Annotated in this window: 10 protein-coding genes and 1 pseudogene; 2 read left to right on the top strand and 9 right to left on the bottom strand. The window is 66.7% G+C overall.

All coding sequences use genetic code 11. From position 1 onward, the window contains the following. From FKP22_RS08840 to FKP22_RS08815, 6 genes and pseudogenes are all read right to left on the bottom strand, one after another. Positions 1-215, bottom strand: a pseudogene (locus FKP22_RS08840) (hypothetical protein); the annotation flags it as partial. Between the two features lies 1 nt (position 216). Continuing rightward, complete coding sequence (locus tag FKP22_RS08835; protein ID WP_141287052.1) at positions 217-1,068, bottom strand: enoyl-CoA hydratase family protein; 852 nt, start codon at positions 1,066-1,068, stop codon at positions 217-219. A 5-nt stretch (positions 1,069-1,073) separates the two neighbouring features. After that, positions 1,074-1,631, bottom strand: coding sequence for a MarR family winged helix-turn-helix transcriptional regulator (locus tag FKP22_RS08830; RefSeq protein WP_141287050.1), 558 nt, complete (start codon positions 1,629-1,631; stop codon positions 1,074-1,076). Positions 1,632-1,635: 4 nt separating this feature from the next. Continuing rightward, positions 1,636-2,394, bottom strand: coding sequence for an SDR family NAD(P)-dependent oxidoreductase (locus FKP22_RS08825; protein WP_141287048.1), 759 nt, complete (start codon positions 2,392-2,394; stop codon positions 1,636-1,638). Between the two features lie 55 nt (positions 2,395-2,449). After that, positions 2,450-4,768 (bottom strand): bifunctional salicylyl-CoA 5-hydroxylase/oxidoreductase, encoded by a 2,319-nt coding sequence (locus tag FKP22_RS08820; RefSeq protein ID WP_141287046.1) that lies wholly within the window; start codon positions 4,766-4,768, stop codon positions 2,450-2,452. A 142-nt stretch (positions 4,769-4,910) separates the two neighbouring features. Then, positions 4,911-5,927 (bottom strand): AraC family transcriptional regulator, encoded by a 1,017-nt coding sequence (locus FKP22_RS08815; RefSeq protein WP_141287044.1) that lies wholly within the window; start codon positions 5,925-5,927, stop codon positions 4,911-4,913. A 19-nt stretch (positions 5,928-5,946) separates the two neighbouring features. Here FKP22_RS08815 and FKP22_RS08810 point away from each other — a divergent pair, with 19 nt between their 5' ends. Then, positions 5,947-6,333 (top strand): VOC family protein, encoded by a 387-nt coding sequence (locus FKP22_RS08810; protein ID WP_141287042.1) that lies wholly within the window; start codon positions 5,947-5,949, stop codon positions 6,331-6,333. Positions 6,334-6,461: 128 nt separating this feature from the next. On the opposite strand, the gene FKP22_RS08805 is transcribed toward FKP22_RS08810, so the two are convergent. Further along, the gene (locus tag FKP22_RS08805) at positions 6,462-9,458 is read right to left on the bottom strand and encodes a PAS domain-containing protein (RefSeq protein ID WP_141287040.1); all 2,997 of its coding nucleotides are present in this window, start codon (positions 9,456-9,458) and stop codon (positions 6,462-6,464) included. Positions 9,459-9,593: 135 nt separating this feature from the next. Between FKP22_RS08805 and FKP22_RS08800 the strand changes: the two genes are divergently transcribed. After that, positions 9,594-9,806, top strand: coding sequence for a hypothetical protein (locus FKP22_RS08800; RefSeq protein WP_141287038.1), 213 nt, complete (start codon positions 9,594-9,596; stop codon positions 9,804-9,806). A 66-nt stretch (positions 9,807-9,872) separates the two neighbouring features. Here the strand turns inward: FKP22_RS08800 and FKP22_RS08795 are convergent, their stop codons facing one another. Both FKP22_RS08795 and FKP22_RS08790 read right to left on the bottom strand, forming a co-directional pair. Beyond that, a complete protein-coding gene (locus tag FKP22_RS08795) occupies positions 9,873-11,432 on the bottom strand; it encodes a methyl-accepting chemotaxis protein (protein ID WP_141287037.1) in 1,560 nt (519 codons plus the stop codon). Positions 11,433-11,486: 54 nt separating this feature from the next. After that, positions 11,487-12,038 (bottom strand): hypothetical protein, encoded by a 552-nt coding sequence (locus FKP22_RS08790; protein ID WP_141287035.1) that lies wholly within the window; start codon positions 12,036-12,038, stop codon positions 11,487-11,489. Positions 12,039-12,434: the final 396 nt, after the last annotated feature.

Genomic DNA, 12,434 nt, shown 5'->3' with positions numbered 1-12,434 from the left:
TCGCGCCCGGCCACGGCATGGCGCAGCCAGCCGGCTTGGCCCAGCGCACGCACCCAGTCGCGGCAATGCGCATCGAGTTCGGCCTGCGTGGCGTGGGGCGAGAGGTGTTCGGGCAGCTTGGCCTCGGCCAGCCAGTTCGAAAGCCGCGCATGCAGCTCGCGGTGGCGGGGTTCGAAAAAGGGCCACGCCAATGCTTCAGCGACAGCGTCGACCATGTCAGCGCCCCTCGAAGACAGGTTTCGCCTTGGCGGCAAACGCGCGGTACGCATGCCCGAAATCCTCGGTCAGCATGCACAGCGCCTGCGCCTGGGCTTCTGCGTCGATGGCCGAATCGATGTCCATGCTCCACTCGTGGTGCAGCATGGACTTGGTGAGCGAATGCGCAAAGGCGGGGCCGTCGGCCAGCGACTGCGCGAAGGCGGTGGCTTCGTCCAGCAGCACCTCGGGCTCGACCAGCCTGTTGAAGAAGCCCCAGCGCTCGGCCTCTTCGCCGCCCAGTGAGCGGCCAGAGTAGAGCCACTCTGCCGCGCGGCCCTGGCCGACGATGCGCGGCAGCATCGCGCAGGCGCCCATGTCGCAGCCGGCCAGGCCCACGCGGGCGAACAGGAAGGCGGTCTTGCTGCGCGCGGTGCCGTAGCGCAGGTCGCTGGCCATCGCGAGGATGGCGCCGGCGCCGGCACACACGCCGTCCACCGCGGCCACGATGGGTTGCGGGCAGTGGCGCATCGCCTTCACCAAGTCACCTGTCATGCGCGTGAACATCAGCAGTTCGGGCGCGGGCAGGTCGATCAGCGGACCGATGATCTCGTGCACGTCGCCGCCCGAGCAGAAGTTGCCACCTTCGCCCGCGAGCACGATGGCGCGCACGTCGTGCGCAAAGCGCAGCTGCTCGAACAGGTCGCGCAGCTCGGCATAGCTCTCGAAACTCAGCGGGTTCTTGCGCTCGGGCCGCGAGAGCGTGATGTGCGCGACACGGTCGCGGCACTCCCAGCGGAAGTGCTTCGCGGCGAAGTCTGCCAGCGGGCGGCGGTTGCCGGCGGCCAGCGCGGGGGCCAGTGTCTTGGTCATCGTGTTCAAGCCTTGTCGTTGAGGCGGCGCGTGAGGCCCAGGCGCAAGTGGCCGAGCAGCGTGTGCAGCTGCCGGCTTTCGTCGGCGCTCAGGTCGGCCAGCAGTTCCACGACCCAGCGCTCATGCTCGGCAGCGATCTTCTCGAAGGCGCGCCGCCCGCGCGTGGTCAGCGCAATGCGGATCGAGCGGCGGTCGTCAGGATCGATGTTGCGTGTGACGTGGCCGCCTTTCTCGAGCTCGTCGGTCAGGCTGGTCACGTTGCCGCCGGTCACCATCAGGTAGCGCGAAAGCTGGCTCATGCGCAGGCCTTCGGGCTGCTCGGCGTGAAAGCGGTGCAGCTGCGCCAGGTAGTCGAAACGCGGCAGCGTCATGTCGAAGTGCGTGCGCAGCCGGCGGCGAATTTCCGTCTCGATCTGCGTGGTGCAGGCCAGCAGCCGCAGCCAGGTGCGCACCGCCGCGTGGTCGCCTGCGCCGGCACGGCCTTCGTGGCCAATCGCGTCGTCGCCGATCAGCTCGTCCAGGCTGTCCGTGCTGCGCGGGTCTCTTGGTGTTTCGTTTTTCATGGCTTCACATCACCTCGCCGCCGCTGATCGAAATGGATTGCCCGGTGATCGCCGCCGGCGCCTGCCGGCACAGCCAGCGCACGACCTCGGCCACCTCGTCGGGCCGGACCAGGCGCTGCATCGGGTTGGCCTGCGTGAAGCTCTGCAGGGCTTCGGCTTCGCTCTTGCCCTTCTTGTCCATGATCTGCGCCATGCCGCCGCGCACGATGTCGGTGTCGGTGTAGCCCGGGCACACGGCATTGACGGCGATGCCGGCGGGCGCCAGCTCCAGCGCGAGCGAACGCGTGAAACCGACCACGCCGTGCTTGGCGGCGCTGTAGGCCGCCGTGAAGGCATAGCCCTTCTGCGCCGCGGTGCTGGCGATGTTGACGATGCGGCCTTGCGTTTCGCGCAGGTCAGCCAGCGCGGCCTGGCAGCAGAGGAAAACGCCGGTGAGGTTCACATCCAGCATCCGCTCCCAGCTGGCGAGCGCAAAGCGTTGCGTGGGCCCCGTCTCGACCACGCCGGCGTTGTTCACCAGCGCGTGCAGCGGGCCTTGCGCGGTGCGCGCATCGGCGAAGGCACGCGTGATGCTGTCGGCGCTGGCCACGTCCATCTGCACGACGGCGTGTCCATCACCGGGGAGCGTGGTCCGCGTTGATTCAAGCGCCTCAATGGACCTGCCGGCCAGCGTCACGCGCCAGCCGTCCGCCGCCAGCGCATGCGCAATGGCCGCGCCAATGCCGCGGTTCCCGCCAGTGATCAGCACATGCGGCGCGTTCACCGGAAGACCCTCCGTGCGGCGCACTGCGGGATTCGCGCTTGGGGGCCCGGCGCGCTCATTGGCCGGCCCCTTGCTGCGTCGCCTTCTCGCGCTGGAAGATCGCTTCCAGCTGCGGCTTGCCGGAGCGGTACGGTGCTGGCCATGGGATGGCCGTGTAGCCGATGCGAGCGGCCTCGGTCAGCGTCCAGGCCGGGTTGGCGAGGTGGGGGCGGGCCACGGCGCAGAGGTCCGCGCGGCCGGCAGCGATGATGGCGTTGACATGGTCGGCCTCGCTGATCGCGCCCACCGCGATGGTGGCAATGCCGGCCTCGTTGCGGATGCGGTCGGAGAACGGCGTCTGCCACATGCGGCCGTAGGTCGGGCGCTCGGCCTTGCTGACCTGGCCGGACGAGCAGGCTACCAGGTCCGCACCGGCCGCCTTGAAGGCCCGCGCGATCTCCACCGCGTCGGCCGGCGTGACGCCACCTTCGACCCAGTCGTGGGCCGAGATGCGCACCGACATCGGCAGCTGCTGAGGCCAGGCCTCGCGCACCGCGGCGAAGACCTGCAGCGGATAGCGCAGCCGGTTCTCCAGCGAGCCGCCGTATTCGTCCTCGCGCTGGTTGGTGAGCGGCGAAATGAAAGAGGACAGCAGGTAGCCGTGCGCGCAGTGCAGCTCCAGCCAGTCGAAGCCGGCCTCGGCGGCGCGGCGCGCGGCGGCGGCGAAATCATTGCGCACCTGGTCCATGTCGCTGCGCTTCATCTGGCGCGACCAGTCGCTGACACCCGGCAGGTACTGCTGCGGCGAGGCGGAGATCAGTGGCCAGCCGCCGGAGGTCAAAGGCTGGTCAATGCCTTCCCAGCCCAGGTTGGTCGCGCCCTTGGCGCCGGCGTGGCCCAGCTGCATGCCGATCTTCGCGTCGCTCTGGTCGTGCACCCAGTCGACGATGCGGGCCCAGGCGTCGCGCTGCGTGTCGTTCCACAGGCCGGGGCAGCCGCGCGTGATGCGCGCGTCCGGGCTGGTGCAGGTCATCTCGGCCATCACCAGCGCCGCGCCGCCCATCGCGCGCGCGCCCAGGTGCACCAGGTGGTAGTCACCCACGGTGCCGTCCACGGCCGAGTACTGCGCCATCGGCGAGACGATCACGCGGTTCTTCAGCATGACCGAGCGCACCGTGAATGGCGTGAACATCGGCGGGGTGGCTTCCTTTTTGGCAAACCATTGCTCGTAGCCCCCCAGCCAGCCCGCATCCCGCAGTCGCAGGTTCTCGTGGCTGATGCGCTGGCTGCGCGTGAGCAGCGAATACATGAACTGCTCGGGCTCGAGCTGGTCGCAGTAGCGCCGGCCGCAGACCTCGAACCATTCCATGGCGTTCCAGGCGGCGTTCTGCAGCCGCAGCACTTCGACTGCACGGATCTGCTGGTAGCGGTCCAACAGCGCGGGCAGGTCGGCACGCGTGACGGCCCCGTCAGCCTCGGCTTTCAGCTTGAACTGGTTCGCCAGTTCGATCGCGTCTTCCAGCGCCAGCTTGGTGCCCGAGCCGATTGCGAAATGCGCGGTGTGCACAGCGTCGCCCATCAGCACCACCGGTTGGCGGCCGTTGTCCAGCCACCATTGTTCGCAGCGGATGCGCTGGAAGTTCAGCCAGGCCGAGCCGCGCAGGTGGCGGGCATTGCTCATCAGCCTGGCGCCGGCCAGGTGACGCGCGAAGACCTGTTCGCAGAAGGCGACCGAACCGTCCACGTCCAGTCGGTCCAGCCCGTGGGCGCGCCAGGTCTCCTCGGTGCATTCGACGATGAAGGTCGAGGTCTCCTCGTCGAACTTGTAGACGTGGGCCTGGAACCAGCCGTGCTCGGTCTTCTCGAACACGAAGGTGAAGGCGTCGTAGCGCTTCCTGGTGCCCAGCCAGATGAAGCGGTTGGGCCTCGTGACGATGTCGGGCTTGAAGGTTTCGGCGTACTTGGTGCGGACGGCGGAGTTGATGCCGTCGCTGGCGATGACCAGGTCCGCATCGGCGAACGCCTCGTCCGAGCGCACCTCGCGGTCGAACACCAGCTGCACGCCAAGGGCCTCGCAGCGCGCCTGCAGGATGTTCAGCAGCCGCTTGCGGCCAATGCCCACGAAGCCGTGGCCGCCCGAGCGCAGGCTGCGGCCCTTGAACTCCAGCACGATGTCGTCCCAGTGCGAGAACGAGGCCTCGATGGCGCCGGCCGTTTCGGCGTCCCAGCGACGCAGGTTTTGCATCGTTGCGTCCGAGAACACCACGCCCCAGCCGAAGGTGTCGTAGGGATGGTTGCGCTCGACCACGGTGATCTCGTGGCTGGCGTCCAGCTTCTTCATGATGAGCGCGAAGGCAAGACCTGCAGGCCCGCCGCCGATGCAAACAATGCGCATGCCGTCCTCTCGGGTTCAGCGTCGCCCCTCGTTGTTTGAGGAGTGAATAGTTCAAATATAAACTAATCGCGACGGCGGCGGCAAGCCATGGTCTGGCCGGACCAGTGCCGTCATGTGCTGTACCTTGCCCGGCGGCCCGCGGTCAGCCAGGCTGGACAGGGAGCTGGCACGCGAGTTCGAAGTGCGCGTTCCCGTGGGCAAACGGTCGGCCGATCCAGGCCTCGAACGCAGGCTGATGGTCCGGGACATGGCCGCTTCGCGGCAGCCAGGTCTTGTACAGCCAGTCGAAAGCGCGGGCCTCGAGTGCCATGTCGCCGCGCAAGACGAGTTCGGCAACGCGCATTGGCGAGAACTCGAAGCGGCCGATCTCACCGGCTGGCTGGAAGTCGTCGACCACGAGCGCAACGTCGTAACGGCATTTTGCGAGCTCGACGATCTCGGGCTCGTCCCACATGTAACCCAGCCACTGGCCGTCCGCCAAACCCCGGGGGATCGCCCAGGCGAGCAGCCGCTCGCAAGCGGCCTGCACGGCGCCCTCGCGGTAGGGGTTGTGCACACGGATGTAGGCGACCGTGCGTGCGGGCAGCTCACGAAGTACGACTTCGAAGCCGTCCGGGTTCTGGCCCGCCGGCAGGGCCGTGAGGAGCGGCGATCCGGCCTGGGTGGTCAAGATGCGCTCGAAAGCGTCCCGCCTAGTGCTCCGGAAGGCTTCGAGGTCGAACAGGCTGGGTGCCACGCCGTGGTGTTGCCTGAAGCTGCGGGAAAAGTCGGAGGACGAGGAAAAGCCGCAGTCCAGGGCCACGTCGGTCAGCGAACGCCCGGGCGCGTGGGACATCAGGTACAGCGCCCGTTCCAGCCGCTGCCGCTTGACGAACTGCTGCAGCGTCTCCCCCAGCAAGGTCTTGAAAATGCGGTGGAAGTGGAAGGGGGAGAATCCGGCCGCCGCGGACACCTCTTCCAGCCGCAAGGGCCGGGCAAGGTTGCGCACGATGTGGTCGACTGCACGGTTGACCCGTTCGGCGTAGTCCACGGAGGCGAGGCCCCTGGCTTCTCGGTCGGTTCGCAAGATTTGGCAAGCGGCTGCTGCGGTTCTCGGGCATGGTAGTGCCCAGCCGGATCCGGTCCGCGCCTTACCGGCAGCCGCAGATCCCGGGCACATTCACACATCGGAGGTTCACATGAAGCGAGTCACTGGCATTGGCGGCATCTTCTTGAAGGCAAAGGATGCCCCTGCGCTGCGGGCCTGGTACCAGCGCCACCTTGGCATCGATGTCCAGCCCTGGGGCGGGGCGGCCTTCACCTGGACCGACTCGGATGGCAAGCCCGCGGGCGGCACGACGGTCTGGTCCATCGGTCCACAGGACAGCGATCAGTTCGCGCCCAGCAAGGCCGCGTTCATGGTCAATTACCGGGTGGAAGACCTGCATGCCCTGGTTGCGACGCTCAAGGCGGAAGGCTGCGACGTGCTCGACAAGATCGATGACTCCGAGTACGGCAAGTTCGGCTGGGTCATCGATCCCGAGGGCAACAAGGTGGAGCTGTGGCAACCACCGGCCGGTCAATGAAGCCTGCCGGCGCGACGCGGTCCGCCATGCAAGGCGAGCCGCGTCGGCGTCTTTCAGTCCCGGCGTTCTTCCCCGGGTGTCGCCAGGTCCGGCGCGCTGCCGCCTTCCGCTGAGGGCGGCTTCCGGTCCTACCGCGATTGGAGGCGCCTCAGCGCGAGCTCGAGTTGATCCGACGAGACCGGCTTGCGCAACAGCGTGGCACCGTAGCCAATGGCTTCCCGAATCACTTCGGCGTCCGCGTGCCCGCTGACAAACATGATGGGGAGCTCGGGCTTGGCCTGGCGTGCCACCCTGGCCATGGCGGCGCCGTCTGAACCCGGCATCGCGTAGTCGACGAGCAGCAGCTCGACCTGGTGGGCGTCCAGGAGCTGAAGCCCTTGCTCTGCATTCTCGGCTTGGTGAACGCCAAGTCCCAGATCGGTGAGCATGGCGGCGATGCCGCGCCTGACCTCCTCCTCGTCATCGACCAACAGCACCGACCATGGCGCGAGGGCCACCGGGCCACTGGCCGGGGCGTCTTGAGACGCTCCGGAGTTTTCACCGAGCGCCCGTTTCAGGTAGACCTTGATCGTTGTCCCGGTCACGCCATCGCTGTCGATGACGACGGTGCCGCCCGCTCGGGTTGCCAGGCCGTAAACCTGGCTCAAGCCCAGCCCGCTGCCTTTCCCGACTGCCTTGGTCGTGAAAAACGGATCGAAGGCCTTGGCCATCACTTCGGGCGGCATGCCGGTGCCGGTGTCGGTCGCGCTGATCTCCACATACTCGCCCGGTGCAAGGTCCCTGGGCAAGGATGCCGGCACGCGGCTGGCGAGGGTGAACCGCCCACCGTCAGGCATCGCATCCTTGGCGTTCACTGCCAGGTTGAGCAGCGCCATTTCGAGCTGTGTTGCATCGGCGTGCACCCACACGTCTTCAGCAGCAAGCTGCAACTCGACACTGGCCCCCAGGGTGGTCTTGAGCAGGTCGGCCATGCCGTCCACCAGCGCGCCCAGCCCAACCGGTCGAATGACCAGCTCCTGCTTGCGGGAGAACGCCAGCAGCTGGGCTGTCAGGCGGGCGCCGCGACTGGCTGCCTCGGTGCCTCTTTTGGCGAAGTCTCTGACCTGCGCCGGATTCTCCGCGCGGCGCCGGATCATCTCCAGGTTGGCGCTGACGACCTGCAGCAGGTTGTTGAAGTCGTGCGCGATGGCACCTGTCAGCTGTCCGATCGCCTCCAGTTTCCTGGCCTGGTAAAGCGCTGCTTCGCTTTCCGCGAGTCTTCGCTGGTGCTCGATGCGCTCGGTCACATCGTAGGCAAACTGGTAGGCGCCGATGAGACGTCCATCGCTGTCATACAGCGGCTGGAAGCGCATCTCGAAGGACCGCTGCTCCGAGGGCGACGGCCCGAACGACCGCACCTCCAGGAACTCCTGGCCTGCCAGGGCCCGGGTCCAGCCCGGCTCGATCTCCTTGAGCACCTCGATGTGCTCATGAAGCAGGTACTGCAGCTGATCGCCCACGCGAGGCCTGATGCCGAAGGCCCGTTCGAACCCCGCCGCACTCGCACGGTTGATCGCCAGCCAGCGGTAGTTCAGGTCCATGACCTGGATCAGTGCGTCCGTGCCTTCGACGATGTCGGCCAGCAGCTTTCGCTCGGCGAGGTAGTCCGACAGCTTGCGTTCAAGGGTCTCGTTCAGGTGTCGCAACAGCGCTTCGTTGCGCTTGCGAGCGGTGACATCGATGGCCGTGCCGATCACGCGTGTGCAATGGCCCTGCGAATCGAAGATGCCTCGGCCGCAGGCGGCCACCCAGCGAACCCGCCCGTCCTCTTTGCCAATGGTTCTGAACTCGACGTCGTACAAAGCCCGCTCCAACGGGCTTTGCGCGCGCTGGTAGGCCGCAATGGTCGCGTCCCGGTCTTCGGGGTGGATCCCGTCGTAATAGTCTGCGATCGTGACGGGCATCTGTTCGCGGACCCCAAACATCTTCTTGACCCGTGGCGCCCAGTACAGCGTGTTGGCCAGGTTGTCGACATCCCACAGCCCGACCTCGCCTGCGTCGGTGGCCAACTGCAATTGTTCGATCTTGACAGCCAGTTCCTGTTGCGCCTGCCATTGCGCCGTCACGTCGATGCCAACCACGAAGATCCCGTCCACTTCGCCGCGATTGTCGAAGGTGGGCTGAAAGACGAAGTCGACAATGCGCTCGTCGGGCGGGACATCTGTTGCAGGCTGGCTGCGGAACTTGGCGTAGGCCGCGATGTAGGGCTCGCCAGTGGCGAAGACCTGGTCCAGCAGGTCGACGTAGCCCTGATCCACCGCTTCCGGGATTGCCTGGCTGAAGGGCAAGCCCATCACGTCGCGCCGCCCGATCAGCCGCTCGTAGGCTGGATTCACCAGCTCAAACCGGTGATCCTTGCCGCTCAGCATGGCCATGAAGTTGGGCGCTTGCTCGAACAGGCTGGCCAGCCTGGCATGGTTCAACTTCGCCTGCCGCTCGGCCATGACCTGCCGGGTGGTTTCGGTCACCAGCACCAGCACGCCGCCGACTCCGTTGGCGGCCGATTCGTCGTCGATGGGACCGAAGGAATAGGTCCAATAGACGTCGTCCAGGCAACCGTGGCGAATGATCGGCACCAGTTGATTCTGATGCCAGGTGGCGCCGCCACCTGCGAGCACCTGCAGGATCTGAGGGCCGATCAAGTGCCAGATCTCGGCCCAGGCCCTGCGGCCTGGGATGCCCAGGATGGCGGGATGCTTTTCCGGCCCGAGCGACTCGCGGTAAGCGTCGTTGTAGAGGCCGGTGTGTTCGGCGCCCCAGAAAATGTAGACGGGGTGCCGTGTGGTCAACAGCATGCGGACCATGGTGCGCAGGCCTGCGCTCCAGGTCGCTGGCGGCCCCAACGGCGTCGAAGCCCAGTCGAACGCGCGAATGCGCGCGGCCATCTCGCCGTCACCAGCGAGAAAGCGCATCGGATCTTTTCGCTCTTCGGCTGGATGGTTCAAGGTGTGGGCGGCAAAGGCCCGCCGAGTGTAGGGGGCAAACCTGGCCTTCCGTTGCGGAAGATCAAGCCGGCATGCGGCGATGGCCAGCCCGGGCGGCCATTTTTGCCCAGGCCGCCCGGGCAGTGGGCTCTCTCGCTCCATTGGAACCCGAAGAGCGCGTGGCCTACACGATGGGTGCGTTCATTCCCACGTTCATCGCGGCCTTTTGCGAGTCACATGCGGGAGGGGCGCCTTCCTCGCTGGACGCCCGGGATTGAAAGTGCAACTGGACCCGCCATGACGAACCGTTTTGATGTGCTCGACGCCATCGAGCAAGGCATTCTCGCGGTGGAGGCTCACATCCTTCGGCTGGAAGATGCCAAGGCGGCCAATGGGGGGCTGGATCCGCTGAGCATGCACAAGCTGCTTGATTTGCGGGAGTCTCTGCAAATCTTCCAGGCCAGACGGCTGCAGCTGTTGGAAGCCGCGCAACGTGAACATGCCAAATAGAAAACAGCCGCGCCCCTCCCGGGACGCGGCCTGGTGATCTTGGTGCAGCGCCGAGGCTGCGCCTGCTCAGGCCAGTGCGGCGTGGGCGCCGGGCGCCAGCGTGAAGACGTTGACCACGTCGACCAGCTTGCCGGCCTGCTGCTTCAGGCTTTCGGACGCGGCGGCGCTCTGCTCGACCAGCGCGGCGTTCTGCTGCGTGACCTGGTCCAGCTGGACCACCGCCTGGCTGACCTGGCCGATGCCCGTGGTCTGCTCCTGCGTGGCGCTGCTGATGTCGCCGATCAGGTCGGTGACGCGCTGCACCTGGTCGACGATGTCGCTCATCGTCGTGCCGGCGGTGCTGACCAGGGTGGCGCCGTTTTCGACGTTCTCGACGCTGGCGCCGATCAGGGTCTTGATCTCGCGTGCAGCCTGGGCCGAGCGCTGGGCCAGCGCCCGCACTTCGCTGGCCACGACCGCGAAGCCGCGACCCTGCTCGCCGGCCCGGGCCGCCTCGACCGCGGCATTCAGCGCCAGGATGTTGGTCTGGAAGGCGATGCCGTCGATGGTGCCGATGATGTCGGCGATCTTCTGCGAGCTGGCCTTGATGGCATCCATGGTCGTGACGACCTGGGCCACCACGTCGCCCCCCTTGGCGGCCGCGGCGCTGGCCGAGCTGGCCATCTGCGCGGCGCTGCGTGCGGTGTCGGCGTTGTTCTTCACGGTGGCCGTCAGCTGCTCCATCGAGGAGGCCGTCTGCTGCAGGCTGGAGGCCTGCTGCTCCGTGCGCTGGCTGAGGTCGGCATTGCCGGCCGCAATTTCAAGCGACGCCGTCTGCATGGTTTCTGCCGCAAACCGCACTTGCAGCATCGTGCGGCCCAGGTCGGTGTTGACCGTCTGCAGCGCCTTCAGCAGGCGGCCGACTTCATCGTCCGACTGCACGCTGATGACGCGCGACAGGTCACCGCCCGCCACCGCCTGCGCCACGTCCACCGCGATGTTCAGCGGCCGGGTGATGCTGCGCTGGATCTGCCAGGCAATCAGCACGCCCAGCACCAGTGCGGTGATCGACAGGCCGATGATCAGCATCACCGCGCGCTGGTAGGCCTTGTCGGCCTGCTCGTTGCGCACCCGCGAAGCTTCCTGCACGGCTTCCACCACCTGGTCCAGCGCAGCCACGTGGGCCAGCTGGGCCGGGCGGACTTCTTCGCGCACGGTCTCGGCAGCGCCAGGCATGTCGTCGGCCATGGATTTGTCGATGGCTTTTTCCATCGGCGCCTTGGTCGCCTGCAGGGCGGTTGCGGCCTTGTCGAAGGCGGCCTTGGTCGCGGGTTCGGTCAGCATCGCGCCCAGGGTCTGGGCGGTGTGCTCGTACTCGGTGCGGGACTTCTTCATCAGGTCGAATTCCTTCTTCTTGAAGGCCACGTCGTCCTGCATCACCACGTCTCGCAGCGCGATCGCCTGGTAGCGGGCCAGGTCGCGCAGGTTGCTGGCCAGGCGCTCGGGCGCCTCGCCGGTCACTGCTGCCAGGTCGGCCTTGATGGCCGACAGCCTGCTCAGCGAAATCGCGCTGATCACGGTCATCAGTGCCAGCACCGCGGCAAAGCCGAGCGCCAGCCTTGCGCCAACTTTCAAATTCTTGAACATGCGTTCCTCCAATGCGGCCCGGTGTCCGGGCACGCACGGTTGATTCCAGCGAAATTACTTGGCGGTCACACCGGCTTGCAACACGCCAATCGCCTTGCCGCCATCCATCACCGGTGCGGCAACGTGCACGCTGGGGATCTGGGTGGAGGTGTCGGGCTTGATCTCATTGGCGGACCAGACCTGGCCCTTGATCGGGTTGGCAAACACCGGTCGGCTGGCGTTGTTGTAGATCAGCGGTCGGATGCTGGCGCCGATCAGGTTGCCCTTCTGGTCGCGCAGCACCAGCTTGTTGACCGTGTCGTCCTCGGTTTCCCACTTGGCGATCTGCACGCTGACCTTGCTGGCCAGCATGCTCTTGACCGCCGGGTCGGCGTCCGTCAGGTCAACCCACTTGCCGTTGGTCATGCCGCCGCCGTCATGGCCATTGGCCTCGCGCACGGCGGCCACCACGGTGGGATTGGCGGCCAGTTCGGCCAGCCGCTTCTTGGCCTTCTCGACCTTGGCCTGCACCTCGGCGGGCAGCTCGTTGCCGAAAGCCGGCAGCGCGCTGGCCAAAGTGAGGCTGGAGATTGCCACGAGCGTGGCAAGGCATTGCTTGCGGTTCATCCTGATTTCCTCTGTCGGAGCATTTGGTGAGGGGGGTGGATCCGACGCGGCCGACGGCCTTGTCACCGGAATCCACGCGGCTCTCGCATGTATCGGCATGTTGGGCTTTTTCATTGAGGGGCCAAAGCTGGAACAAAGCCGCAAATCCGGCCCAGATCTGTGCTGCCTTGTTCAGCGCTCCTTCGGGTGCTGGGGCCGCGAAACTGCGGGCGGGCGGGCGGGCGCGGCGGGTGTGTCCCGGCAGACAGGGTCGGCGGCCGCGTGCTACAACCGTTGACCCTGAAGCGCCCCCCGGACCTGCCGGGTCCGCGGTGGAAAATGGAAAACGTGGAAAACGTGGAAGACGCGGAAGACGCGCGAGCCAGCCGCCCCCCATGCCCGTGCTGATCAAGGCAG

Origin of the sequence: Ideonella azotifigens (assembly GCF_006519715.1) — a bacterium.
Lineage (GTDB): Bacteria > Pseudomonadota > Gammaproteobacteria > Burkholderiales > Burkholderiaceae_C > Ideonella > Ideonella azotifigens.
Note: the sequence above shows the minus strand (reverse complement) of the source record. Positions and strands in the feature narration are given on the sequence as shown.